The sequence below is a fragment of the Streptomyces sp. SLBN-118 genome (genome assembly GCF_006715635.1).
Lineage (GTDB): Bacteria > Actinomycetota > Actinomycetes > Streptomycetales > Streptomycetaceae > Streptomyces.
The window spans coordinates 2,984,026-3,007,663 of sequence record NZ_VFNP01000001.1 but is presented as its reverse complement, the minus strand read 5'-3'; the positions used below and the strand labels follow the sequence as shown (position 1 = coordinate 3,007,663).

Annotated in this window: 25 protein-coding genes; 11 read left to right on the top strand and 14 right to left on the bottom strand. The window is 69.9% G+C overall.

The features are described 5' to 3' along the window. The first annotated feature begins 235 nt into the window (after positions 1-235). From FBY35_RS13540 to FBY35_RS13515, 6 genes are all read left to right on the top strand, one after another. Positions 236-1,774 carry an ABC transporter ATP-binding protein gene (locus FBY35_RS13540; protein ID WP_186356991.1) on the top strand — a complete coding sequence of 513 codons (1,539 nt, stop codon included), beginning with the start codon at positions 236-238 and terminating at the stop codon, positions 1,772-1,774. Further along, positions 1,771-2,877 (top strand): ABC transporter permease, encoded by a 1,107-nt coding sequence (locus FBY35_RS13535; protein ID WP_142214047.1) that lies wholly within the window; start codon positions 1,771-1,773, stop codon positions 2,875-2,877. The genes FBY35_RS13540 and FBY35_RS13535 overlap by 4 nt, the downstream gene beginning before the upstream one ends. Next, positions 2,874-4,145 carry an ABC transporter permease gene (locus FBY35_RS13530; RefSeq protein WP_142214046.1) on the top strand — a complete coding sequence of 424 codons (1,272 nt, stop codon included), beginning with the start codon at positions 2,874-2,876 and terminating at the stop codon, positions 4,143-4,145. Before FBY35_RS13535 ends, FBY35_RS13530 begins: the two co-directional genes overlap by 4 nt. Next, positions 4,142-4,543, top strand: coding sequence for a cytidine deaminase (locus FBY35_RS13525; protein WP_142214045.1), 402 nt, complete (start codon positions 4,142-4,144; stop codon positions 4,541-4,543). Before FBY35_RS13530 ends, FBY35_RS13525 begins: the two co-directional genes overlap by 4 nt. 93 nt (positions 4,544-4,636) lie before the next feature. After that, the gene (locus FBY35_RS13520; protein WP_142214044.1) at positions 4,637-5,914 is read left to right on the top strand and encodes a thymidine phosphorylase; all 1,278 of its coding nucleotides are present in this window, start codon (positions 4,637-4,639) and stop codon (positions 5,912-5,914) included. 145 nt (positions 5,915-6,059) lie between these two features. After that, on the top strand, positions 6,060-6,401 hold the full coding sequence (locus FBY35_RS13515; protein ID WP_260848604.1) for an STAS domain-containing protein: 342 nt from the start codon (positions 6,060-6,062) through the stop codon (positions 6,399-6,401). A 7-nt stretch (positions 6,402-6,408) separates the two neighbouring features. On the opposite strand, the gene FBY35_RS13510 is transcribed toward FBY35_RS13515, so the two are convergent. The 5 genes from FBY35_RS13510 to FBY35_RS13495 form a co-directional block, all read right to left on the bottom strand. Then, a complete protein-coding gene (locus tag FBY35_RS13510) occupies positions 6,409-7,407 on the bottom strand; it encodes a sigma-70 family RNA polymerase sigma factor (protein ID WP_142214043.1) in 999 nt (332 codons plus the stop codon). An 18-nt stretch (positions 7,408-7,425) separates the two neighbouring features. Continuing rightward, on the bottom strand, positions 7,426-8,439 hold the full coding sequence (locus tag FBY35_RS13505; protein ID WP_399208254.1) for a hypothetical protein: 1,014 nt from the start codon (positions 8,437-8,439) through the stop codon (positions 7,426-7,428). Between the two features lie 49 nt (positions 8,440-8,488). Beyond that, positions 8,489-8,740, bottom strand: coding sequence for a hypothetical protein (locus FBY35_RS38015; protein ID WP_399208253.1), 252 nt, complete (start codon positions 8,738-8,740; stop codon positions 8,489-8,491). 328 nt (positions 8,741-9,068) lie between these two features. Next, positions 9,069-9,698 carry a L,D-transpeptidase gene (locus tag FBY35_RS13500; protein WP_186356990.1) on the bottom strand — a complete coding sequence of 210 codons (630 nt, stop codon included), beginning with the start codon at positions 9,696-9,698 and terminating at the stop codon, positions 9,069-9,071. A 175-nt stretch (positions 9,699-9,873) separates the two neighbouring features. Next, positions 9,874-11,145: an MFS transporter gene (locus FBY35_RS13495; protein ID WP_142214042.1), complete on the bottom strand. Its 1,272-nt coding sequence runs from the start codon at positions 11,143-11,145 to the stop codon at positions 9,874-9,876. Positions 11,146-11,207: 62 nt separating this feature from the next. Here FBY35_RS13495 and FBY35_RS13490 point away from each other — a divergent pair, with 62 nt between their 5' ends. After that, the gene (locus tag FBY35_RS13490; RefSeq protein WP_142214041.1) at positions 11,208-12,161 is read left to right on the top strand and encodes a LysR family transcriptional regulator; all 954 of its coding nucleotides are present in this window, start codon (positions 11,208-11,210) and stop codon (positions 12,159-12,161) included. 34 nt (positions 12,162-12,195) lie between these two features. Here the strand turns inward: FBY35_RS13490 and FBY35_RS13485 are convergent, their stop codons facing one another. Beyond that, positions 12,196-12,876 (bottom strand): alpha/beta hydrolase, encoded by a 681-nt coding sequence (locus FBY35_RS13485; protein WP_222123144.1) that lies wholly within the window; start codon positions 12,874-12,876, stop codon positions 12,196-12,198. A gap of 262 nt (positions 12,877-13,138) precedes the next feature. Between FBY35_RS13485 and FBY35_RS13480 the strand changes: the two genes are divergently transcribed. Together FBY35_RS13480 and FBY35_RS13475 are read left to right on the top strand one after the other, a co-directional pair. Continuing rightward, positions 13,139-14,293, top strand: a complete 1,155-nt coding sequence (locus FBY35_RS13480) for an adenosine deaminase (protein ID WP_142214039.1) — start codon at positions 13,139-13,141, stop codon at positions 14,291-14,293. Between the two features lie 125 nt (positions 14,294-14,418). Continuing rightward, positions 14,419-14,799 (top strand): ATP-binding protein, encoded by a 381-nt coding sequence (locus FBY35_RS13475; RefSeq protein ID WP_142214038.1) that lies wholly within the window; start codon positions 14,419-14,421, stop codon positions 14,797-14,799. A gap of 119 nt (positions 14,800-14,918) precedes the next feature. On the opposite strand, the gene FBY35_RS13470 is transcribed toward FBY35_RS13475, so the two are convergent. The 5 genes from FBY35_RS13470 to afsQ1 form a co-directional block, all read right to left on the bottom strand. Beyond that, positions 14,919-15,119 carry a PspC domain-containing protein gene (locus FBY35_RS13470; protein ID WP_142214037.1) on the bottom strand — a complete coding sequence of 67 codons (201 nt, stop codon included), beginning with the start codon at positions 15,117-15,119 and terminating at the stop codon, positions 14,919-14,921. Between the two features lie 93 nt (positions 15,120-15,212). Further along, a complete protein-coding gene (locus FBY35_RS13465) occupies positions 15,213-15,785 on the bottom strand; it encodes a VanZ family protein (protein ID WP_142214036.1) in 573 nt (190 codons plus the stop codon). An 81-nt stretch (positions 15,786-15,866) separates the two neighbouring features. Further along, on the bottom strand, positions 15,867-16,496 hold the full coding sequence (locus FBY35_RS13460) for a hypothetical protein (RefSeq protein WP_399208252.1): 630 nt from the start codon (positions 16,494-16,496) through the stop codon (positions 15,867-15,869). Beyond that, positions 16,493-18,049, bottom strand: coding sequence for a HAMP domain-containing sensor histidine kinase (locus FBY35_RS13455; protein ID WP_142214035.1), 1,557 nt, complete (start codon positions 18,047-18,049; stop codon positions 16,493-16,495). The genes FBY35_RS13460 and FBY35_RS13455 overlap by 4 nt, the downstream gene beginning before the upstream one ends. Positions 18,050-18,089: 40 nt before the next feature. Next, on the bottom strand, positions 18,090-18,767 hold the full coding sequence (afsQ1, locus tag FBY35_RS13450; protein WP_175257369.1) for a two-component system response regulator AfsQ1: 678 nt from the start codon (positions 18,765-18,767) through the stop codon (positions 18,090-18,092). A 259-nt stretch (positions 18,768-19,026) separates the two neighbouring features. On the opposite strand from afsQ1, the gene FBY35_RS13445 reads away from it, so the two are divergent. Next, the gene (locus tag FBY35_RS13445) at positions 19,027-19,758 is read left to right on the top strand and encodes a SigE family RNA polymerase sigma factor (protein ID WP_142214034.1); all 732 of its coding nucleotides are present in this window, start codon (positions 19,027-19,029) and stop codon (positions 19,756-19,758) included. A 269-nt stretch (positions 19,759-20,027) separates the two neighbouring features. On the opposite strand, the gene FBY35_RS13435 is transcribed toward FBY35_RS13445, so the two are convergent. Then, positions 20,028-20,732, bottom strand: a complete 705-nt coding sequence (locus FBY35_RS13435; RefSeq protein WP_142214032.1) for a uridine kinase — start codon at positions 20,730-20,732, stop codon at positions 20,028-20,030. 51 nt (positions 20,733-20,783) lie between these two features. Here FBY35_RS13435 and FBY35_RS13430 point away from each other — a divergent pair, with 51 nt between their 5' ends. Then, entirely contained in the window at positions 20,784-21,176 is a 393-nt protein-coding gene (locus FBY35_RS13430) for a hypothetical protein (RefSeq protein WP_142214031.1), read from the top strand. Positions 21,177-21,283: 107 nt separating this feature from the next. Here FBY35_RS13430 and FBY35_RS13425 read toward each other — a convergent pair whose 3' ends face one another. Both FBY35_RS13425 and FBY35_RS13420 read right to left on the bottom strand, forming a co-directional pair. Next, positions 21,284-22,198 carry an aldehyde dehydrogenase family protein gene (locus FBY35_RS13425; protein WP_142214030.1) on the bottom strand — a complete coding sequence of 305 codons (915 nt, stop codon included), beginning with the start codon at positions 22,196-22,198 and terminating at the stop codon, positions 21,284-21,286. Then, the gene (locus FBY35_RS13420; protein WP_142214029.1) at positions 22,191-23,633 is read right to left on the bottom strand and encodes an aldehyde dehydrogenase family protein; all 1,443 of its coding nucleotides are present in this window, start codon (positions 23,631-23,633) and stop codon (positions 22,191-22,193) included. The genes FBY35_RS13425 and FBY35_RS13420 overlap by 8 nt, the downstream gene beginning before the upstream one ends. Positions 23,634-23,638 lie beyond the last annotated feature (5 nt).

The window sequence follows — 23,638 nt, the reverse complement described above, 5'->3', positions numbered from 1 at the left end:
AGGCACACGGGTCCGGAGACGGCGGCACGCTGCCGCCTCTCCGGGCCCCGGCCCGGGTTTTGGCCACGGGTTTTTGTCATTCGGCTGTGCTACGCGCGTAGAGAATGCTGGGACACGATAACTTCGCCCCGCCCCCTGCCCGTATCTCCGCAGCCTGTCCCGCCTGCCCTCCAGGCTCCTTTCCCGCCAAGGAGAGTGCGTCATCAACGCGTCCAGCCCTCCTGCCGCCGTAGAACTGCGCGGCATCACCAAGCGCTTCCCCGGCGTCGTCGCCAACCACGACATCGACATCACCGTCCGCAAGGGCACCGTGCACGCCCTCGTCGGTGAGAACGGTGCCGGCAAGTCAACCCTGATGAAGATCCTCTACGGCATGCAGAAGCCGGACGAGGGCACCATCACCGTCGACGGCGACCAGGTCTCCTTCTCCAGCCCGGCCGACGCCATCGCGCGCGGCATCGGCATGGTCCACCAGCACTTCATGCTGGCCGACAACCTCACCGTGCTGGAGAACGTGGTTCTCGGCGGCGAGAAGCTGTACGGCATCGGTGCCCGGGCGCGTAAGAAGATCAAGGAGATCTCGGACGCGTACGGCCTGAACGTGCGTCCCGACGCCCTGGTCGAGAACCTCGGTGTCGCCGACCGCCAGCGGGTGGAGATCCTCAAGGTCCTCTACCGCGGCGTCCACACCCTGATCCTCGACGAGCCGACCGCCGTGCTCGTCCCGCAGGAGGTCGACGCGCTCTTCGACAATCTGCGCGACCTCAAGGCCGAGGGCCTCACTGTCATCTTCATCTCGCACAAGCTGGGCGAGGTCCTGAGGGTCGCCGACGAGATCACGGTCATCCGCCGCGGTACGACGGTCGGCACCGCCGACCCGCACAGCACCACCACGAAGCAGCTCGCCGAGCTGATGGTCGGCAGCGAGCTGCCCTCGCCGGAGACCCGTGAGTCGACGGTGACGGACGTACCGATGCTGCAGGTCTCCGACCTGAAGCTGACCGTGACCGACCCCGACGGCGTCGTCCGCGAGGTCCTCGCGGGCATCAACTTCACCATTCACAAGGGCGAGGTGCTGGGTGTCGCCGGTGTCGAGGGTAACGGCCAGACCGAGCTCATCGAGGCCCTGATCGGGATGCGCATCCCCGACGGCGGTGTCATCACGCTCGACACCGACGACATCTCGCACGCGCCGACCCGCAAGCGCCGCGAGGGCGGCATCGGCTACATCCCCGAGGACCGCCACCGGCACGGTCTGCTCCTGGAGTCCTCGCTCTGGGAGAACCGCATCCTCGGCCATGTCACCGAGGAGCCCAACAGCAAGCGGGGCCTGCTGGACCTCAAGGGAGCCCGCAAGGACACCGAGCGGATCGTGCGCGAGTACGACGTGCGCACCCCCGGCATTGAGGTGACCGCGGCCTCCCTCTCCGGCGGCAACCAGCAGAAGCTGATCGTCGGCCGCGAGATGAGCCACAACCCCAAGCTGCTGATCGCCGCGCACCCCACCCGTGGCGTGGACGTCGGCGCGCAGGCGGCGATCTGGGACCAGATCCGCGAGGCGCGCCGCGAGGGCCTCGCGGTGCTGCTGATCTCCGCCGACCTGGACGAGCTCATCGGGCTCTCCGACACCCTGCGGGTGATGTACCGGGGCCGGCTGGTCGCGGATGCCGACCCCGCCACGATCACCCCGGAGGAGCTGGGCTCGGCCATGACCGGAGCTGCCACCGGCCACCTCGAAGTACCCGAGCAGCCTGAGAACGGTGAGGGCCGATGAAGAAGTTCGACAAGGACCGGCTGCTGCTGGGCATCGCCGGCCCGGCGCTCGCGCTGGTCGTGGCCTTCGCGCTCACCTCGGTGGTGCTGCTCGTCTCGGACCGTGATCCGATCGAGCCGTACCAAATCATGTACGACACGGCCCAGTTCACCGACGTACAGGTCAATATCGTCAATACGACCGGTACGTACTACCTGGCCGCACTCGCCGTCGCCATCGGCTTCCGGATGAACCTTTTCAACATCGGTGTGGACGGCCAGTACCGCCTCGCGGTGATGCTCGCCGCCGTCGTCGGTGCCAACGTCGATCTGCCGGGCCCGATCCACATCCTGCTGATCGTGCTCGTCGCCATGGGCGTCGGAGCCATCTGGGCCGGTATCGCGGGTGTCCTGAAGACCACCCGCGGGGTCAGCGAGGTCGTCTCCACGATCATGCTGAACGCGATCGCCACCAGCCTGATCGCCTGGATGATCCTGCCCGCCAACCTCGGTGTGCAGCTGCCCGGTTCCAACGACCTGACCACGGGCGAGATCCCCGAGTCCGGCTGGTTCCCGGGTGTGGACGTCGACGGTGGAACCATCTACGGCTTCACCTTCGTCGCCTTCGCGCTGGGCATCGTCTACTGGTTCGCGCTCAACCGCACCCGCTTCGGCTTCGACCTGCGCGCCACCGGTGCCAGCGAGTCCGCCGCCCAGGCGAGCGGCGTCGATGCCAAGAAGATGATCCTCACCGCCATGCTGATCTCCGGCGCGGTCGCCGGACTGGCCGGTCTGCCGCTGCTGCTGGGCGACACCCACACCTACAGCCTGAGCTTCCCGGTCGGTGTCGGCTTCACGGGCATCACCATCGCCCTGCTCGGGCGCAACAACCCGATCGGCATCTTCTTCGCCGCACTGCTCCTCTCGTTCCTGGACAAGGCCTCGGCCGAGCTGGACCAGCACGGTTTCGAGAAGGAGATCGCCACGATCATGCAGGGCCTGATCGTGATCGCGGTCGTCGTGTCCTACGAGCTCGTGCGCCAGTACGGACTTCGCCGACAGCAGCAGAAGGTCGGCGAGGAGCTTGCCGCGCAGGCCAAGAAGAGTGAGGAGGTCGCGGCATGAGCGAGTCCACGAGCACCGTCTCGATGGTGTCCACCGCGCCCAAGAAGGGCGGCGGACGCCGCAAGCTGTCCCTGCCCGTGATCCTTCTGATCATCGCGGGCGGCCTCGCGCTGTTCTCGTTGGTCCGCGAGATCAGCGGCGCCAACGACCTCACCTCCGTCGGCCAGTTCGCCGGCGCCCTCCAGCTGGCCGTGCCGATCGGACTCGCCGGACTCGGCGGCCTGTGGGCCGAACGGGCCGGTGTGGTCAACATCGGTCTCGAAGGCATGATGATCCTCGGCACCTGGTTCGGTGCCTGGGCGGGCTACCAGTGGGGCCCGTGGACCGGCGTCCTGCTGGGCATCGTCGGCGGTGCGCTCGGCGGTCTGCTGCACGCGGTCATGACGGTCACGTTCAACGTCAACCACATCGTCTCCGGTGTGGCCGTGAACATCCTGGCCGTCGGCGCCACCCGCTATCTCTCGAACTTCACCTTCGCCGAGGCCGAGGGCGGCTCCTCCAAGCAGTCCCCGCGCATCGACCAGATCTACGACATCACCATTCCGGGACTGTCGGACTGGCTGGCGGACCTGCAGGCCAGGCACTGGTTCTTCATCTCCGACCTGGCCGGTGCGCTCGGCGGTCTGGTGACCAACCTGTCGCTGCTGACCGTCGTTGCGGTGCTGCTGGTCCCGGGGACCTGGTGGGTGCTGTGGCGTACGGCCTTCGGGCTGCGACTGCGGTCCTGCGGTGAGAACCCCGTCGCCGCCGAATCCCTCGGTGTCAACGTCTACAAGTACAAGTACATCGCCGTTCTCGTCTCCGGCGGCCTTGCCGGACTCGGCGGTGCCTTCCTCGCCATCGTCTCCACCGGCATCTACCAGGAGGGCCAGACCGGCGGCCGCGGTTACATCGGTCTCGCCGCGATGATCTTTGGTAACTGGATGCCCGGTGGCATGGCCCTGGGCGCCGGACTCTTCGGTTTCACCGACAGCCTCAAGCTGCGCGGCGGCGCCGAGAACGTCCACGCCATGCTGCTCCTGCTGGCGATCCTGCTGGTGCTGGCCTTCGCCTGGCAGCTGTACAAGAGCAAGCACTGGCAGGCCGCGATCTGCCTCTTCGTCGCCGCGGGCCTGTACGCCTGGTACGCGCTGACCAGCGCGCTGCCCAGCCAGTTCGTGGACGCCGCACCGTATGTCACCACCCTGCTGGTCCTGGCGCTGTCCGCGCAGCGGCTGCGGATGCCCAAGGCCGACGGCCTGCCGTACAAGAGAGGCCAGGGCAAGTGACCGCCGCCGACCGGGACTTCGACTGGGACGCGCTGCGCGAGGTGGCGCGCGAGGCGATGTCGCATGCGTACGCGCCCTACTCGAAGTTCCCGGTCGGCGTGGCCGCGGTCGTCGACGACGGCCGCACGGTGACCGGCTGCAACGTCGAGAACGCGTCGTACGGGCTCAGCCTGTGCGCGGAGTGCGGCCTGGTCTCCCAGCTCCAGGCCACCGGCGGCGGCCGGCTGACCCACTTCACCTGTGTGGACGGCCAGGGCGAGATCCTGGTGCCGTGCGGCCGGTGCCGTCAGCTGTTGCTGGAATTCGGCGGCCCCGAGCTGCTGGTGGAGACCCCCGCGGGGGTGCTCCCGCTCTCCGAGATGCTCCCGCAGGCCTTCGGCCCCGGGAATCTCGGCTAGCCCACGACGGCCCTTCCGTTCCTGCGGAAGGGCCGTACCCCTACGCTTTCTCTATGCGCGTAGAGCGACTCTGAGCCACTCAGGAGGAATTCCATGGACGTCATCTCCGTCATCCGCACCAAGCGGGACCGGGGCGAGCTGAGCCCCGAGCAGATCGACTGGGTCATCGACGCCTACACCCGCGGTGAGGTCGCCGACGAGCAGATGTCTGCGCTGGCGATGGCGATCCTCCTGAACGGCATGAACCGTACGGAGATCGCCCGCTGGACCGCCGCGATGATCGCCTCCGGCGAGCGCATGAACTTCGACGCGCTCTCCCGCCCCACCGCCGACAAGCACTCCACCGGCGGCGTCGGCGACAAGATCACGCTGCCCCTCGCACCCCTCGTCGCCGCGTGCGGTGCCGCCGTACCGCAGCTGTCCGGCCGCGGCCTCGGCCACACCGGCGGCACCCTCGACAAGCTGGAGTCCATCCCCGGCTGGCGCGCACTGCTCTCCAACGAGGAGATGCTGCACGTCCTGGACACCACCGGCGCGGTGATCTGCGCGGCGGGCGACGGCCTGGCCCCCGCGGACAAGAAGCTCTACGCACTGCGCGATGTCACCGGCACCGTCGAAGCCATCCCGCTGATCGCCTCCTCGATCATGTCCAAGAAGATCGCCGAGGGCACCGGCTCCCTGGTCCTGGACGTCAAGGTCGGCACCGGCGCCTTTATGAAGACCATCGAGGACGCCCGCGAACTGGCCTCCACCATGGTCGCGCTGGGCACCGACAGCGGAGTGAAGACCGTCGCGCTGCTCACCGACATGTCCACCCCGCTCGGCCTCACCGCCGGCAACGCCCTGGAGGTCCGCGAGTCCGTGGAGGTCCTGGCCGGCGGCGGTCCCGCCGATGTCGTCGAGCTGACCCTGGCGCTGGCCCGGGAGATGCTGGACGCGGCCGGCATCAAGGACGCGGACCCCGCCAAGGCCCTGGCCGACGGCTCGGCGATGGACGTGTGGCGGCGCATGATCGCGGCCCAGGGCGGTGACCCCGACGCCACGCTCCCGGTCGCCCGTGAGCAGCATGTCGTGACGGCCCCCGCCTCCGGTGTGCTCACCCGTCTCGACGCGTACGACGTCGGCATCGCCGCCTGGCGCCTGGGCGCGGGCCGCGCGCGCAAGGAGGACCCGGTGCAGGCGGGCGCGGGCGTCGAGCTGCATGCCAAGCCGGGCGAGCAGGTGACGGCGGGGCAGCCGCTGATGACCCTGCACACGGACACCCCCTCGAAGTTCGACTACGCGCTGGACTCGCTGAAGTCGGCGTACGACATCGCCCCGGCGGGCACGGAGTTCACCGCGAACCCGATCGTGCTGGACCGTATCGCCTGACGCTTGGTCAGTACGGGAACGGGGCCGGAGGCGCAGCCACCGGTCCCGTTTTCGGGCACGAAGGCGTCGAGCCGATGAGATTCGTCCCGGCCGGCGGTCCACAGAACAGGCATATCCGCCCCTGCAACGGACGGGACGGTGGGCCATGGGCCGCAGACCGGACATCGCGATGAGTTCCGGCCGCAGGGGCAGTCACTTCGGTGTGGACGCAACGAAGCCTGTCGTTGTGCGCATCGCCGGGAGAGTGTCACCGGCCGATGTGCCGTGCCTGTGCCAGGAGTTGGCCGCGCGGCTCGTCCACAGCGATGCCGCCGAGGTGATCTGTGACGTCGGCGAACTGACCCACCCCGGACTGGCCGCCGTGAACGCCCTGGCCCGGCTGGAACTCACCGCCCGGCGACGGGGGTGCCGGATCCGGCTGCGCGATGCCCGGCCCGAGTTGCGGTCGCTCCTCGATCTGGTGGGCTTCGGCGAGGTCGTCCTCTGACCGCGGGTTAACCCGCGGGCGCGCCCTTCTTGTCCAGCAGGGGCGGCAGCTCGAACAGCGGGAACCAGCGCTTGGTGTCCAGGAAGAAGTCCATCCCGCCGATCATGCCGTTCCTGATCTCCAGGACGATGAGCGCCCAGGGCTCGTACCCCTCGCCGTTCTGGCTCGGGTGGTAGTGCGCGAAGGCCGGGGAGCCGTTGGCCACGGTCGGGACCAGCTTCGAGCCCCGGCAGACCTCGCCGACACCGAGCATCCAGCCCACGATGTCGTCGTGGCCGCGCAGCCACAGGTCGTAGGGCGGCATGGACATGGTCGCGTCTTCGTGGAGCAGCGCCGTCAGCGCCTTCATGTCGTACCCCTCGAAGGCTGCGACATAGCGGTCGAGAAGCTTCTGCTGCTCCTCGTCGAGCGGGTCGGCCGCGTCCGTCGTGGCCGGCTCCGACTCGGCGAGCGTCGCCCGCGCCCGCTGCAGCGCGCTGTTGACGGAGGCGACCGAGGTGGACAGCAGCTCCGCCACCTCGCTCGCCTTCCAGGCCAGCACCTCGCGCAGGATCAGCACCGCCCGCTGCTTGGGCGGCAGATGCTGCAGCGCCGCGACGAACGCCAGCCGGATCGTCTCCCGCTCCACCGCCGTCTCGGCCGGGTCGGCGACCGACGGCAGCACCCGCCCGTCGGGCACCGGCTCCAGCCAGGTGATCTCCGGGCGGGAGGTGAGCTGTGCCTGGGCCACCGGTGTGGGGGCCGTGAGATCCATAGGGCGGGCCCGGCGATTGCCGGCGTTCAGCATGTCCAGGCAGACGTTCGTCGCGATGCGGTAGAGCCAGGAGCGCAGGGACGAGCGCCCCTCGAACTTCTCGAAATTGCGCCAGGCACGGACCATCGTGTCCTGGACGGCGTCCTCCGCCTCGAACGCGGAGCCCAGCATGCGATAGCAGTAACCCGTCAGCTCGCGCCGGTACTGCTCCAGCCGGGAATCGAGATCCTTCGTCGCTGCCAGGTCACTCATCGGGTCCACCGTTCCTTATCAGTGAGCAGGAGTGAGTCCGGGGTCACTGCGCGCGTCCCGAACGGTGTTGGATGCGCTGGGTCGCCGCTTTCTCGTCCCGCTCGGCGACGGCCCTCTGGGGGCGCGGTCCGTGGCGGGTGGGCGGTTTCCCTCACGCCTTAGGCTATCCGGTGCGGTCTGGGCGATCCGATGCCCCGCAGTATCGCTCTGGTGCTGCGGGGGCGGTGCCGTCCGTCGCCGGATCGGATATCCAAGGGCGCGTCGTCCGATCGCGATGCCTGCGGCATCGTGCCGGGACGGCTTGCGGCACGGTGTGGCCAGCGTCTTCTGCCAGTGCTGGGCACCCCACCGGGAGGTGTAGGCCGGATCGACCGCGACGATAGCCACACCCTGCTCGGCGGCCATCGACACCAGCCGGGCACGGAGTTTCGCGGTCGGGAAACGGGAGACCAGGCGGCGGAACCTCTTGTTCCGGCCGTGTTTCTCCCGGGTCTTGCTGTCGGCTAAGTCGAGGTCCTCGATGCCGATCGCTGCCGCGCCGCACCGCTTGGTGAAGTGCAGCAGCCGGGTCAGCGCGTGCCGGATCTGGGCGTCCCGGTGCGTGGCATTGCCCGACAGGTCATAGAAGATGCGCTGCGGGTCGCCGGTGGGGTTGCCGTTGGGGTCGAGCTGCCAGGCAGCGAGGTGATCGTCGTTCATGTCCACCCCTACCATCCCCGTCGCGAGCGCCGCTTCCAAGGGCGGAGTGGGGGCGGGAGTGCGCTGCCAGGACGCGGTCACATACCAGCGTCCCCGGTCGACGTCGTGATGGAGGCGGTACGCGACCGCCCGGTTCGCGGTGATCCGGTCGAGCCATTCCGCGCCCCGGTGTGTGAAGGACACCGCGGCCTCCAGCACGTACCGGCCGTGCGGCGCATTCGCCAAATGGGTCAGTTCGGCAGGGAGTTTGATGGAGACCTGCCCCGTGTCGTTGATCCGGATCGTCTCGTTGCCGAAACGTTTTCCGGACTCGCCGTCCGCCGACAGGAACATGCGTGCCGCCACCCGCCGGGCCCGCCACTGCTCCAGGCCAAGCCCGGCTTCAGAGAGGGGCCAGCCGTGCGTCGATCGCGGCGATGGCGGCCCGCAAAGTGGCGATATGGGCCGTCTGGCCCTGCCTGGCCAGCGCCCATTGGTCATGGGTGGCCTTGGTGATGCTCCCCGCCCAGCGGGACAACGAACGGCGGGTCAGCTCCCGCTTCCGCGATGCCCACGACGCCGCGTCGTGCTCCAAGCCCTGACGGACACGGGCCGCGAGATCACCAGAAGCCAGCGAGCCGAGGAATATCCCCACCTCACAAAGCACAGTCGCATCCGACTCCGACAAGCGGAGGCGGTCCCGGACCGCCACACCCGCAGGGCCCGGTACAACGAACGCAGCCGCCAACTCCCGCAACTCGCCCATCACCCCGCCACTTCCGGTCCCCCTGACGCCTTCACCCCACCAACGAGCCGCCCGCCACAAGGTCACCCATTCGACCCAAGAACGCCAGTTCCCCACGTCGCGTCGGCGCCAGCGATTTGAAACCTATAGCAGCCCACTGACAATCAGGCCCGAGGAGCGGAATCCGGGAACGGTTCCTGCCGTCCCCTGGCGCCGTGAGGATGTGTGGTGTGGGGGGTCAGGTTCCGGGCTTGCGCCCGTATACGTAGACGTCGTCGCCGTTTCTCAGCAGACTCCAGTATGCCTTCGCGTCCGCGGGCCGCATGTTCACACAACCGCCCGAGCCCGGCGGGTTGTACATGGACTTCGTGGTGGAGTGGAAGGCCTGTCCGCCGTCGAAGAACTGCGAATACGGCATCCGTACGTTGTAGAGCGTCGACCAGTGGTCGATGCTCCGCCAGTAGATCTTCTTGGCGCCGGTCCGCGTCTCGGTTCCGTCCTTGCCCGTACGCACGGGCACCGGACCGTACTTCAGCTTCGCGCCGTCCTGGACCCAGGTCAGCTGGCGCGTGAGGTCCACGCACGCGATACGGCCCTTGTTGACCGGGCACCTGCCCGCCTTGTTGGGCGTCTTTCCGGCCGCCCGCTGCTGGAGGATCGTGTTCATGGTGCGCCAGGTGATCACGCCCGCGTAACCGATGGCCGGTTTGATGCCGTGCCAGCCCTGGAAGGTCTGGATCGCCCTGCAGTCGGCCGGTGACTGCTTTCCGTCCACCGGGCGGCCCAGGAACTTCTCCACCTGCCTCTGGTACGGGCCCGTGGATGTCGTGCACGAGGCAGCCTGCGCGGGCGCGCTGCCGAGTGCCATGGTCAGCGGAACCACGAGCCCGGTCAGCCCGAGCGCCACGCCCGCACGTTTGCCGATTGTGTTCGTCACAGCCACCAACTCCCCTTCGCCGTCTGCCGGTTTGACACGCGTCGGGGAGTTGGAGTTGTGCGGATTCTCTACGGAATCTCAGCGCATGTCGGCGCCGGGCGCCGGCTCAGCGGCGGGCACCGGCGAGAACCAGCCGGTGCTCGGCACGGGCCACCCGGGTCCCGTACAACGTGATCGATACGACTCCGAGCACGGCGAGCAGACCGAGCAGGACCGTGCCGGCCCAGCCGCCGGAGTGGAAGGCGATCGCGCCGAGCGTGCCGCCCGCGCTGCTGCCCAGGTAGTACGCGGACTGGTAGAGCGCCGAGGCCTGGGCGCGGCCCGTCTTTGCCGTGCGGCTCACCGAGGACGAGGCGACCGCGTGGCCCGCGAAGAAGCCCGCGGTGATCAGGACCAGGCCCAGCAGTACGGCGGGCAGCGAGTCCGCCAGGGACAGCAGCAGGCCCGCGGCGGTGGTGGTGACGGCGAGATACAGCGCACCGCGGCGGCCGATACGGCCCACCAGCCCGCCCGCGGCGGCGGACGACACCGTGCCGACGAGGTAGACCAGGAAGATCGAGCCGATCACGCCCTGGGGGAGACCGAACGGTGCCTCGACCAGCCGGTAGCCGATCACCGTGTAGACCGCGCCGAAGACGGTCATGAACAGGGCGCCGATCGCGTACAGGCGCAGCAGCAGAGGGTCGGCGAGATGGCCGCGGACGGTCTTCGCGAGCACCTTCGGGCTGAGTGAACCGGGAGTGAAATGACGGGCCCTCGGGAGCAGCGCGCGGAAGACCAGCGCGCACACCAGCGCCATCAGGCCGACCGCGGCGAGCGCCGCCCGCCAGCCCCAGAGCTGGGCCACCCAGCCGGTGACGATGCGGCCGCTCATGCCGCCGATGCTGTTGCCCGCGACGAACAGGCCGATCGCGGCGACCAGTGCCCTGGGGCGTACCTCCTCCGCCAGATACGCCATCGCCGATGCCGGCAGACCGGCGAGCGCGGCACCCTGGACGGCGCGCAGCGCCACCAGCCACTCCAGGTTCGGCGCGAACGGCACGAGCAGCCCGACGACGACGGCGACCGCGAGCGAGGCGGTCATCACGGAGCACCGTCCGAAGCGCTCGGAGAGTGCGCTCATCGGCAGGACGCACAGGGCCAGTGCGCCGGTCGCGGCGGAGACGGTCCAGCTGGCGGCGCTCGCGCTCACGCCGAAGGAGGCGGAGACGGCGGGCAGCAGCGCCTGCGTCGAGTAGAGAAGGGCGAAGGTGGCCACTCCGGCGGCGAAGAGCGCGAAGCTCATGCGGCGGTAGCTGGGGGAGGAGGGCGTCAGGCGGTCGTCGGTGCGGGTGGCGTCCACGGTGGTGGTGGACGCCTTGGTACTTGCGGGAGACATGCATCGAACGTAGGCCGCGATATGTCATGCGTCCAATGCACGGAATGGCGATAATCGTTCCCATGGTGCATCAACAGAGCTCACAGGCGCGGCTGTCACTGAGTAGTTACGAAGAAGACATCGCGCTGCTGCTCGCTCCACGGCTCGCGTACTTCGCCGGGGTGGCCCGGCACGAGCATGTGACGCGTGCCGCTCAGGAGATGGGCGTGCCGCAGTCGACGCTCTCGCGGGCGATCGTGCGCCTCGAACGGGACCTGGGGGTGGTGCTGTTCGCCCGCAAGGGCCGTACGGTCTCGCTGACGCCGGCCGGCCGGACCTTCCTCACATCCGTCGAGCGGGCGCTCGCCGAGGTGGAGCGGGCGGCGGAGTCGGTCCAGGCGGACGCGGATCCGGCGTCCGGCAAGGTGGCCTTCGGCTTCCTGCACACCATGGGCTCCGAGACCGTGCCGGGCCTGATCCGGGCCTTCCGCGCCGACCACCCGCGTATCCGCTTCACTCTCGTCCAGAACTACGGCGAGGCGATGATCGAGCGACTTCGGGCCGGGGAACTCGACCTGTGCCTGACCTCACCGGTCCCGGACGCACCGGATCTGGTTGCCCGCCGCCTCGACGAGCAGCGCCTGCGTCTGGTGGTCCCGGACGACCACCGCCTGGCCTCCCGCAAGCGGATCCGCCTGGCCGAAGCGGCCGACGAAACGTTCGTCACCCTCGAACCCGGGTACGGCCTGCGGCGCATCACCGACGACCTCTGCGCGGAGGCGGGCTTCACGCCGCGTGTCGCCTTCGAGGGCGAAGAGGCGGAAACCCTGCGCGGCCTGGTCGCGGCGGGCCTGGGCGTGGCGCTGCTCCCGCCCCCGGCGGTGGCCCGCCCGGGAGTGGTCGAACTGACGGTGACGTCCCCGCGCGCGGCCCGCGAAATCGGCGTCGCCTGGCTGGACGGCCACGCGGACACGGCGCCGGTGGCGGCGTTCAAGAGGTTCCTGCTGTCGCGCCGGGGCCATCTGCTGCCTGACTGACACCCGCGGCCGCCGCAGCCGCGCAGGGCCGGGCTCAGTGGCGGAGGGAGCGGCCGAAGCCGGCCGCAAGCGGCATCCTCAAGCCCAGGGGCGGCGGGGCGGCGAGGGCATCGGCCACCGGGCGGGCGTACGTGCGCGTGAACAGGGCGCCCAGGACGAAGTCCGACGCCAGCGCCAGGACTTCCTCATGGTGCTGGCGCAGCGCATGGCCGTCCGAGTGGACCTCGAAGCGGCATGTGTCGCGGTTCGTCTTCTTCGCGCGTTCCGCCAGGCGGTAGGAGAGTTCGGGGTCCGTGCGCGCGTCGTTCGTGCCGTGCACTATCAGCACCTGGCGCCCCACCAGCTGTTTCACCGGCTCCGGCGTGGCCGCCATGTCGTCCTCCGGCAGCCAGGGTGCCATCGCCAGCACCGAGTTGACCGCCGGGTGGCCTGCCGCCCGCAGGGCAGCCCGGCCGCCCATTCCGTGGCCCGTGAGGCAGACCGGGACGTCGCCGTAGCGCCGTACCACCTCGTCCACCGCCCATGTCGCGTCCGCCGCCAGTGGCGCGTCCGGGCCGTTCCAGCCGCGGCAGCGGTAGCGGACCGCGTGCACCGCCAGGCCGTCCGTGCGGCCCGCGCGAGCCAGCGTGCGGCCCAGTGGCAGCGCCGCCGCGTACGACAGCGGTGAGGGCCTGCGTACCGACTCCGCCTGGCCGTCCGGCAGGAGCACCACCACCCCGCCCACCGCCGAGTCCGTGCCGACGCCGCGTCCGCCCGCCGCCCTGCCCAGCCGCGCACTCGGCGGTGTCCGGCTCCCCCGCGCTCCCCTTGCCACCGTCGCTGCCGCCGCGCCTTCCGGACGCCCCCACCACAGGGGCAGTGCGTGGTCTGCCATGACAGAACAGTCTCAGAAGGACAGGTGTACTCCACCCGTACGCACGGTCACTGTTACGTATCGACAGGGCTCCCTCTACGCGCGTAGGGGCTACAGTGCGCAGATGACGAGCCAGTCCCTCAATACGCCCACCGCGGACCAGATCCGCCGCGCTCCGAAGGTGCTCCTCCACGATCACCTCGATGGCGGGCTGCGTCCGGGCACGATCATCGAACTCGCCCGCGAGACGGGCTATGAAGCGCTTCCCGAGGCCGAGCCCGACAAACTCGGCATCTGGTTCCGCGAGGCGGCCGACTCCGGCTCCCTGGAGCGCTATCTGGAGACGTTCGCACACACCTGCGCCGTCATGCAGACCCGCGACGCCCTGTTCCGTGTGGCGGCCGAATGCGCGGAGGATCTCGCCGAGGACGGGGTCGTCTATGCCGAGGTCCGCTATGCCCCCGAGCAGCACCTGGAAGGCGGGCTGTCCCTCGAAGAGGTCGTCGAGGCCGTCAACGAGGGCTTCCGCGAGGGTGAGCGGCGTGCCCGCGAGAGCGGTCACCGTATCCGCGTCGGCGCTCTGCTCACCGCGATGCGGCACGCGGCCCGCGCTCTGGAGATCGCCGAACTCGCGAACAGATACCGCGACACGGGCGTCGTCGGCTTCGACATCGCGGGCGCCGAGGCGGGCTTCCCGCCCACCCGTCACCTCGACGCATTCGAGTATCTGAAGCGGGAGAACAACCACTTCACGATCCACGCCGGCGAGGCCTTCGGACTGCCGTCCATCTGGCAGGCGCTCCAGTGGTGCGGCGCGGACCGGCTCGGGCACGGTGTGCGGATCATCGACGACATCGAGGTGTCCGACGACGGCGCCGTGAAGCTGGGACGGCTCGCGGCGTACGTACGGGACAAGCGCATCCCGCTGGAGCTCTGCCCGACCTCCAATCTGCAGACCGGCGCGGCCGCTTCCTATGCCGAGCACCCCATCGGACTGTTGCGCAGACTGCACTTCAGGGCCACGGTCAACACCGACAACCGGCTGATGAGCGGCACCAGCATGAGCCGGGAATTCGAGCTGCTGACCGACACTTTCGGATACTCGCTCGACGACATGCAGTGGTTCACCGTCAATGCGATGAAGTCGGCGTTCATTCCTTTCGATGAACGCTTGGCGATGATCAACGACGTCATCAAGCCCGGTTACGCCGAGTTGAAATCCGAATGGCTGTTCCGGCAAACGGCCACGACCAGCGACTCTTCTCCCGCCGAGGGCTGAGCGCGAGGACACCGAAGCGGCCGGGACCGTCAACGCCCGGCCGCTTCGAGGTGTTTGCAGCCGCAGAGTACGGCTGGCTAGCTTGCAGAGCCGCTCGATATCCCCGTCCCAAGGACTCGTCTCTGATGAAGCAGTCTGCTGCCAAGACTCTCGGTGTCGCCGCCCTCGGCGCCGCCTTCGCCGCTGCCGCCGCGGGCACCGCGACCGCCGCGCCCGTCGCTCTCCCCGGATCCGCCCCCTCGCTGGACACCGTCACCAGCGTCGCGCCCGTCCAGGAGGCTCTGACGACGCTTCCGGCCGGTGCTCCCCAGGCGCTGCCCGGCACCCTCCAGGGGACGGCGGCCAAGGTGCTGCCCACCTCCGACGCGGCCGACCCCGTCGGCGGCCTGCTCGGCGGCCTGCCGGTCGGCAAGGCCACCGGCGGCCTGCCCACCAGCGGTGTGCCCGGCGGCGGCCTGCCCGGCGTTCCTCTGCCCGGCGTCGGTCTGCCCGGTCTCGGCGGCTGACGAACCCCCGCAGGTTCCGTACACCCGTACATGAAAGCGGGGCGCACACCCGAACCAGGTGTGCGCCCCACTTCCGTGCGCCGGGATCCCCGCCGTGCGGGTGAAGACCGACAGGACTGCTACCAGGCCGTACTGGCGTTCTTCTCCGAGGGCAGGAACACCCAGAGCGCCAGGTAGACCAGGAACTGCGGTCCGGGCAGCAGACACGAGAGAACAAAGATCACACGCATCGTCGTCGCCGAGGTGCCGAAGCGCCGTGCCAGCGCTGCGCACACTCCGCCGATCATGCGTCCGTCGCGGGGGCGGACAAGTGCGGACATGGTGGGCTCCTTCGCGAGAACCTTGCGGGGGAGCCTCTCTGTCGTGCTCCCGATGCATCCATAATCGCTTCGCGAGGGGGGCAAAGCGTCGCTCTACGGGGCGATCCCGACCCTGGGAATCGTCGGGGTCGGCCCCTGAGAAGCGTCCTCCCGGAGCATGGCCCCGCGCCGCCGCCGGGAAGAGCCCGCCGGGGACGTCCGCGCCTGCTTGCGGCGGAGCCGCGCCCGGCCCGCGGGCACGACGGCCAGATGGGCCAGGGCCACCCCGGCCGTGTTCAGCAGCAGCGAGTCCACGTCGAGAACCCGCCCGGGGACCGCGGTCTGCAGCAGCTCTATGCCGAGCGACAGCAGGGCCCCCGCCGCGACCGTACGGGTCAGCGAGACCAGCGGAGAGACGGTGAGCTTGCCGCCCGCCATGGGCAGCAGTATGCCGAGGGGGGCGAGCAGTACCAGGCCTTCGCCGATCCGGCGCGCGGCTTCCACCGGCCCCAGCGCGAGATCCGCCTTGATACCGGCGAGCGGCTCGAGATTCGCGGGCGTCACCCACACCACATCGAGTGGGCGCAGCGTCAGCCAGGAAACGAGCAGCAGATGCGCGAGGAGGAGGATGACCCCCGCCGCGCGGAAGCGGATGGCGGCACTGCCTGCCGGACCTTGACGCTGCACGCCCCCCAAGACGCACGCTTCGCTCGAATCGGTTCCGCCCGCCTCGAAGAGGAAGCTCCGCGGGGTGCTCCGTCGGACGCGCTACGACGCCGAGGGCAGCGCGCCGAGCGTCGGCACGGCCTCCTCGGGCCGCTCCTTCGTCGCCGCCGAGCACTCGTACCCACGGGGTGCGTAGTCCCCGGGGCCGCCCAGCAGCACGGAGCCGTCCGTCGCTGCCGCCCGGCCCTCGGCGAAGGTGCACACGATCTGGGCGAGCGCTGCCGTCGGCAGATCCTCCGGCTGGCGGCTCAGCCGAAGCGTCCCCGCCGGATCTCCCTTGCGCGCGCCTCGCAGCACAAGGGGCCCTCGTACGTACGTGGCGAAGCCCGCTTCGTGCTCCGGCGCCGTGGGCTCCCTCTCGAGCTCGTCGAGGAGTGCCTGGGCGAGCCGGAGACGGCTGTCGGGGGCCGTCCCGCCTGACACCGCAGCGGTACGGTCCACGGACTCCAGTTGGGAGGCGCAGACCAGGTAGACGCGGACCGGGACGCCCTGCGGCTGCGCCTGGGGCGTGAAGTCCTGTCCGGTCACCTCGCAGGGCACCCGCGAAGGCGCGGGACCGGCGTCGACCGGAACCTGAGTGGGCCGGATCCCGCAGCCGCCGAGGACGGCCACGCCCATGAGCACGGCGAGTGCCGCTGCCGTACGCCGGGTACGGCCCTTCGCGGGTGTCACTGCGCGCCTTCCTCTCCCCGGTCGTCCGCGGGGTCCTGGTCTGCGTCCCTGTCGCCGTGCCCGTCGCCGTCCTTCAGCGACGAGGCGTCCCGCGGCAGCCGCAGCACGAACACCGCGCCGTCGCCGTCCGCCGAGTTGGCCGCGGTGATGTCGCCTCCGTGGATGTGGGCGTTCTCCATCGCGATCGACAGCCCGAGCCCACTGCCCTCGGAGCGCGGCCGCGAGGCGCTCGCCTTGTAGAAACGGTCGAAGACATGCGGCAGTACGTCCGGGGGAATCCCCGGCCCGTGGTCCCGTACCTCGATCAGCAGCTCGTCGTCGACCGGCCGCACCGACACCCGCACCGGCGAGCCGCCGTGCTTGAGGGCGTTGCCGATCAGATTCGCCAGGATCACATCGAGCCGGCGCGGATCGAGCCCCGCCATGATCCCGCGCTCCGCGTCCAGGTCCACCGCGTCCAGCCAGGCGCGCGCGTCGATGCAGGCGGTCACCTGGTCGGCGACGTCGACCGTGTCGAGGACGAGCCTGGCCGTTCCCGCGTCGAAGCGGGTGACCTCCATCAGGTTCTCGACGAGGTCGCCGAGCCGGCGGGTCTCGCTCACCACCAGGTTCACGGCGGGCGCGATCATCGGGTCGAGGCTGTCGGCCTCGTCCTCGAGAACTTCGGTGACGGCGGTCAGCGCGGTCAGCGGGGTGCGCAGCTCGTGCGACATGTCGGCGACGAAGCGGCGGCTGGACTCCTCCCGCGCGCTCATGTCCGCGACCTTCTTCTCCAGCGACTCGGCCGTCTTGTTGAACGTCCTCGCCAGCTCGGCGAGTTCGTCCGTGCCCGAGACCCGCAGCCGGGTGTCGAGCTTGCCCTCGCCGAGCCGCCGGGCCGCCTCGCCCAGCCGGTGCACGGGCTTGAGGACGGTGGTGGCGGCGGCCTGCGCGAGCAGTGCCGAGCCGACCAGGGCCAGCGCGGTGGCGATCCCCAGCGACCAGGCGAGGGAGTTGAGGTCCTGGCGCTCCTGGTCCAGCGACTTGAACACATAGCCGGTCGGGCCGCCGCCGATGATCCGCGTACCGCCGACCAGGTAGGGCTTGCCGCGGCGCTGGGTGCGCTGCCAGTAGAGGTGGTACGGGACGGAGTTGCCGGCGCCGACGCCCTGCCGCTCGTTCACCGCCTCCTGCAGCTTGGCCGGGACGTCGTCGAGCGTGAAGGTGTCCGGATCGGAAACGCCGACGATCGGCTTGCCCTTGTCGCGCTCGCCGATGAGCAGCACGCTGAAACCGGCGCTGCCTCCGGCCATCTGCTCGGCGGTTTTCTGCAGTTCGCTCTGGGTGGGCCGCAGCGGCAGCGCGGCGGCACGGTTCTGCATCCCCTGGCGGAAGTCGCCGAGCGCCGAGTCCTGCGTACGGGTCAGCACGGCTTCCCGGTTGAGCCAGTAGGCGATGCCCGAGGCGGACACGGCAGCGGTCAGCGCGACCAGGGCGAAGACGACGACAAGACGGAGCCGAAGACTCGTCCAGCGGAGCCCGGCGAGTATCGCGCGCTTTGCGGCACCGCTCACCGAGTGGTTCCGTTCACGGGGGTCATGGCGTGCGCATCTCTCACTGGGGGACGTCCAGCCGGTAACCCACGCCGCGCACGGTACGGATCAGGGTCGGCGAGGACGGTACGTCCTCCACCTTCGCCCGCAGCCGCTGCACACACGCGTCCACAAGTCGTGAGTCGCCGAGGTAGTCGTGCTCCCACACCAGCCGCAGTAGCTGCTGCCGCGACAGAGCCTGCCCGGGCCTGCGGCTCAGCTCAAGGAGAAGCCGCAGCTCGGTCGGGGTGAGCTGCAGGTCCTCGCCGTTCTTGGTGACCGTCATCGCGGAGCGGTCGATCACCAGCGAACCGAAGGTCGCCGAATCGGTGGACTCCCGCTCACCGCGCCGCAGTACGGCACGGATCCGGGCGTCCAGCACACGGCCCTGCACGGGCTTGACGACATAGTCGTCCGCGCCGGACTCGAGACCCACGACCACATCGATGTCGTCACTGCGTGCGGTCAGCAGAATGATCGGCAGCTGGTCGGTGCGCCTGATGCGCCGGCACACCTCGAAACCGTCGATCCCGGGCAGCATCACGTCGAGCACGATCAGGTCCGGCCGCTGCTCGCGCAGCAGTTTCAGGCCGTCCTCGCCCGTCGCCGCGGTGGCCACTCGGTGGCCCTGGCGTGACAGGGAGAGCTCGAGGGCCGTGCGGATGGCGTCGTCGTCCTCGATCAGCAACAGGAAAGGCACGGAGGTCATTCTGTCCCATGGGGGAGCCGTAGTTCGACTGCTGGACGGTCTCACTACGACTCCTCCCCTTGTGAGAGGCGTTTCGAGCACTTTGTTCCGGGGTTCGCGAGGGAGTCCCGACCCGGTCCGGATCGCTGAGCACGCGGCCCCCGGTGGGCCCTGTGACAGGCCTGTGACAGTCGACGGACAACGCCATGAAACTGCCGGGGCAAGCTTTTTGGCACACGGACGGAAACAGCCACTCGACGGGGGGCGCGAGATGAACGCACTGCACAGCACCAACTCAAGCGCAGTTGTCACGCGTCTCCACGACGTCGTGAGGAGCACGGAGAAGTCCGGCGCGGTGAACGGGCGGGGGTGCGTTCGCGGCGCCGGGCGTCAGCACAAGCCGTCGTACATGACGGTCGTTGACGCGAACGCGGGGGCGAGCGCGGCGTACGGTAAGGCCGCGGGGGAGCGGCCGAGCCTGTCGGAGGCGGAGTTCACCGCCTACGTGCAAGAACGCCGCGCCTCTCTGTACGCGACCGCGTACCACCTGACCGGGGACCGGTACGAGGCGGAGGATCTGCTGCAGAGCGCCCTCTTCTCGACGTACCGGGCCTGGGAAAGGATCACCGACAAGGCGGCGGTCGGGGGATATCTGCGCCGCACGATGACCAACCTGCACATCAGCGCGTGGCGCCGGCGCAAGCTCAACGAGTACCCGACGGAGGAGCTGCCGGAGACGGCGGGCGACACCGACGCGATGCGGGGTACGGAACTGCGCGCGGTGCTCTGGCAGGCGCTGGCCAGGCTGCCCGAGCTCCAGCGGACGATGCTGGTCCTTCGCTACTACGAGGGCCGCACCGACCCGGAGATCGCGGAAATCCTGGACATCAGTGTCGGCACGGTGAAGTCGAGCATCTGGCGGTCGCTCCGCCGGCTGCGTGAGGACGAGGTCCTCAGCTTCGGCCGTGACGAGGAAGAGTCCTTCGGCGAGCTGGTGGCTTGAGGGCAACGGGGGGAACGGGGGAAACGGGGCCGTCGTTTCGGGGGAGACGGCGGGATCGGGGGACCACGGGGGTCACGGGGGATACACAGCGGGACCGGACAGGCCGGGGGGTCTTGTCCGGCCCCGCTCTGTGCTTTGCGCCTGAACCGGCGCCGCTTTCGCGGAGGTTGTCGCTCGCGGTGGGGGCTGCTCAATGGCCGCTTGCGGTACATGCAGGCATGGGGACGCCTGCCGTACCGGTCCCGTATGGGCAGCGCGGGGTAAACCCGTCAGGCCATCGTGCGCGCCGCGGGCGTCCGGCGGCCCGCCGCCGCGGCCGCGAGGCGGCCGAGGGCCTCGGCCTTGTCACAGGGGTACGCGCCCAGGCCCGTCTGGCGGGCCACGATGCCCCGTTCCGCGCGCATCAGGCGCCAGCCCCGCCGCAGCAGGAACCCCGCCGACTTGCGGCCCTCGCGCAGATCTCGTGCCAGCCGCCGGCGGAACGTCGTCGACGGGCGGCCACGCAGGCACAGCGCGTCCGCCAGTACGCCCAGTTCCCGGCAGCGCCCGACGATGTCCGCCGCGAAGATCCCCTCTGCCACGAACAGTGGCGTCCGGCCTGTGGCGAACGCCTCCACACCGACGCGCGAACTCGTGGCGATGTCGTACACGGGCACGGTCGTACGTCCCGTGCGGCACAGCTCGGCGACCGCCGCCACCGCCGCGTCCGCGTCCCACGACTCCGGGGAGTCCCAGTCGATGTCCGAACTGCCCGCGACCAGCGGGAGCGTCGGGTCGTCGCCCTCCTTGTAGAAGTCGTCCAGGCGCAGCACCGGGAGGCCGGTACGGGCGGCGAGGGAGGACTTTCCTGACCCGGAGGGACCCGAGAGCAGCACGACGCGAGTGGGGATGGCGGAAGAGGTCACGGGACACCAGTGTGAGGCATTGCCCCGTGAAGGGGACCCCTCGGGGCGGAGGTTGGTATTGAGCGTCACACCTCAACTACGCTGCGTGCTCGTCCGATTACCTCCGCAGTCAGGAATCCCATGGCACGTCACACAGCTCCCCAGTCCCGGCGGCTCACACTGCTGCGTGCGGGTCTGACCGTAGCGGCGGTGGCCGCGGCACTCGGCGCGGGCGAGGCCGCCGCCCATGCCGCACCCACGGCACCCGCGGGCCTCGACGTGCTCGACGCCGGCCAGACCCAGGGCCTGACGGGCGCGGTCACCAACTCGGTGGCCGGTGCCGGGCAGCTCAAGCGACTCCCGCTCGACCCGCTGGCCAAGACCGGCGTCGACCCGCTGGACAACGGTGTCGCCACCCAGGTCGCCGACTTCAAGCCGGTCGGCACGACGACGGCGACGGGCCACGTGACTCGGGGCCAGGCCATCGAGGACCTGCCGGTGGTGGGCGGTGCGTCGGGTCTGCTGCCGTTCTGAGCCCGGGCCGGGAGTCCGGGCATGAGCCTGTGCGTGAGCCCCGGCATGAAAGAGCCCCCTGCCGCCGGACGGGACGGCAGGGGGCTCGGTCCTGGGGCCGCGACCGCTCAGTACGCCGAGCCGGACGCGCCGAGGGAACCCGTCGGGTGCCAGACCGTCTTCGTCTCCAGGAAGGCGGTCAGGCGGTGCGTGCCGGGATCGGCCGAGAAATCCACAGGCTGTGGACGAAGGACGCGCTTGAGGTTGTCCGCAGCCGCGACTTCGAGCTCCTTCGCCAGTACGTCATCGGCACCGGTGAGGTCGATGGCGTTGACGTCCTGGTGCGAGGCCAGCGGCGTGGCGATCTCCGCGGTCCGGCCCGAGAGGATGTTGACCACGCCTCCTGGGAGGTCGGACGTGGCCAGCACCTCGCCGAGCGAGAGCGCCGGGAGCGGGGACTTCTCCGAAGCGATCACGATCGCGGTGTTGCCCGTCGCGATCACCGGGGCGAGCACCGAGACCAGCCCCAGGAATGACGACTCCTGCGGCGCGAGGATCGTCACGACGCCGGTCGGCTCGGGGGTGGAGAGGTTGAAGAACGGGCCCGCGACCGGGTTCGCCCCGCCCACGATCTGGCCGATCTTGTCGGTCCAGCCCGCGTACCAGACCCACCGGTCGACCGCCGCGTCCACGACGGCCGCGGCCTTCGACTTGGACAGGCCCTCCGCGTCCGCCACTTCGCGTACGAACTGGTCCCGGCGGCCCTCCAGCATCTCGGCGATGCGGTAGAGGATCTGGCCGCGGTTGTACGCGGTCGCGCCGGACCAGCCGCCGAAGGCCTTGCGGGCCGCCACGACCGCGTCACGCGCGTCCTTGCGGGAGGAGAGAGGGGCGTTGGCCAGCCACTTGCCTTTGCCCGCCGCGCCAGCGGCTGATGTTTTCGCCGTCACCTCGTACACCCGGCCGCTCTCGGAGCGGGGGAACTTGCCCCCGACGTACAGCTTGTAGGTCTTGAAGACGCCAAGACGTGTCGCTTCAGACATCGAGGTAGGCCTCCAGACCGTGACGGCCGCCCTCGCGGCCGAAGCCCGACTCCTTGTAGCCGCCGAAGGGCGAGGTCGGGTCGAACTTGTTGAACGTGTTGGCCCACACCACACCCGCGCGCAGCTTGTTCGCGACCGCGAGGATCCGCGAGCCCTTCTCCGTCCAGATGCCCGCCGACAGGCCGTACTGGCTGTTGTTGGCCTTGGCGACCGCCTCGTCGGGCGTACGGAAGGTCAGCACGGACAGGACCGGGCCGAAGATCTCGTCCCGCGCGATCGTGTGCGACTGGGTGACCTTCGTGAAGAGGGTCGGCGCGAACCAGTAGCCGGAGCCCGGCAGCTCGCACGGGGCGGACCAGCGCTCGGCGCCCTCCGACTCGCCCGTCTCGGTCAGGGCCTTGATACGGGCCAGCTGCTCCGCGGAGTTGATCGCACCGATGTCGGTGTTCTTGTCCAGCGGGTCGCCCAGGCGCAGCGTGGAGAGCCGGCGCTTGAGGGAGTCGAGCAGCTCCTCCTCGATCGATTCCTGGACCAGCAGGCGGGAGCCCGCGCAGCAGACCTGGCCCTGGTTGAAGAAGATGCCGGAGACGATGCCCTCGACGGCCTGGTCGATGGGGGCGTCGTCGAAGACGATGTTCGCGCCCTTGCCGCCCAGCTCCAGCGTGACCTTCTTGTCCGTACCGGCGATGGAACGGGCGATCGCCTTGCCCACGGCGGTCGAGCCGGTGAAGGCGACCTTGTTCACGTCGGGGTGCTCGACGAGCGCGGCGCCCGTCTCGCCGTATCCCGGCAGGATGTTGACAACGCCCTTGGGCAGGCCCGCCTGGCGGCAGATGTCCGCGAAGAAGAGGGCGGACAGGGGAGTCGTCTCGGCGGGCTTCAGCACCACGGTGTTGCCCGTGGCGAGCGCCGGGGCGATCTTCCAGGCGAGCATCAGCAGCGGGAAGTTCCAGGGGATGACCTGGCCCGCGACGCCGAGCGGCCTCGGCTGGGCGCCGTAGCCGGCGTGGTCGAGCTTGTCGGCCCAGCCCGCGTAGTAGAAGAAGTGCGCCGCGACCAGCGGGAGGTCCGCGTCGCGGGTCTCCTTGATCGGCTTGCCGTTGTCGAGGGTCTCCAGGACGGCGAGTTCGCGCGAGCGCTCCTGGATGATCCGGGCGATACGGAAGAGGTACTTGGCACGCTCCTGGCCCGGCAGCGCCGACCACTTCTCGAACGCCTTGCGGGCCGCCTTCACGGCGCGGTCCACGTCCTCGGCGCCGGCCTGGGCGACCTCGGCGAGGACCTCCTCGCTGGCGGGGGAGACGGTCTTGAAGACCTTGCCGTCGGCGGCGTCGGTGAATTCGCCGTCGATGAAGAGGCCGTACGACGGTGCGATGTCGACGATCGACCGCGATTCGGGTGCGGGTGCGTATTCGAATGCAGATGCAGAGGCCATGGTGA

What these genes read in the sequence shown, in the direction of transcription:
- FBY35_RS13535 (WP_142214047.1), top strand. Translation starts at nt 1,771, where the DNA reads ATGAAGAAGTTCGACAAGGACCGGCTGCTGCTGGGCATCGCCGGCCCG.
- FBY35_RS13530 (WP_142214046.1), top strand. Translation starts at nt 2,874, where the DNA reads ATGAGCGAGTCCACGAGCACCGTCTCGATGGTGTCCACCGCGCCCAAG.
- FBY35_RS13520 (WP_142214044.1), top strand. Translation starts at nt 4,637, where the DNA reads ATGGACGTCATCTCCGTCATCCGCACCAAGCGGGACCGGGGCGAGCTG.
- FBY35_RS13515 (WP_260848604.1), top strand. Translation starts at nt 6,060, where the DNA reads ATGGGCCGCAGACCGGACATCGCGATGAGTTCCGGCCGCAGGGGCAGT.
- FBY35_RS13510 (WP_142214043.1), bottom strand. Translation starts at nt 7,407, where the DNA reads ATGAGTGACCTGGCAGCGACGAAGGATCTCGATTCCCGGCTGGAGCAG.
- FBY35_RS13505 (WP_399208254.1), bottom strand. Translation starts at nt 8,439, where the DNA reads ATGTTCCTGTCGGCGGACGGCGAGTCCGGAAAACGTTTCGGCAACGAG.
- FBY35_RS13500 (WP_186356990.1), bottom strand. Translation starts at nt 9,698, where the DNA reads ATGGCACTCGGCAGCGCGCCCGCGCAGGCTGCCTCGTGCACGACATCC.
- FBY35_RS13495 (WP_142214042.1), bottom strand. Translation starts at nt 11,145, where the DNA reads ATGTCTCCCGCAAGTACCAAGGCGTCCACCACCACCGTGGACGCCACC.
- FBY35_RS13490 (WP_142214041.1), top strand. Translation starts at nt 11,208, where the DNA reads ATGGTGCATCAACAGAGCTCACAGGCGCGGCTGTCACTGAGTAGTTAC.
- FBY35_RS13480 (WP_142214039.1), top strand. Translation starts at nt 13,139, where the DNA reads ATGACGAGCCAGTCCCTCAATACGCCCACCGCGGACCAGATCCGCCGC.
- FBY35_RS13475 (WP_142214038.1), top strand. Translation starts at nt 14,419, where the DNA reads ATGAAGCAGTCTGCTGCCAAGACTCTCGGTGTCGCCGCCCTCGGCGCC.
- FBY35_RS13470 (WP_142214037.1), bottom strand. Translation starts at nt 15,119, where the DNA reads ATGTCCGCACTTGTCCGCCCCCGCGACGGACGCATGATCGGCGGAGTG.
- FBY35_RS13445 (WP_142214034.1), top strand. Translation starts at nt 19,027, where the DNA reads ATGAACGCACTGCACAGCACCAACTCAAGCGCAGTTGTCACGCGTCTC.
- FBY35_RS13430 (WP_142214031.1), top strand. Translation starts at nt 20,784, where the DNA reads ATGGCACGTCACACAGCTCCCCAGTCCCGGCGGCTCACACTGCTGCGT.
- FBY35_RS13425 (WP_142214030.1), bottom strand. Translation starts at nt 22,198, where the DNA reads ATGTCTGAAGCGACACGTCTTGGCGTCTTCAAGACCTACAAGCTGTAC.
- FBY35_RS13420 (WP_142214029.1), bottom strand. Translation starts at nt 23,633, where the DNA reads ATGGCCTCTGCATCTGCATTCGAATACGCACCCGCACCCGAATCGCGG.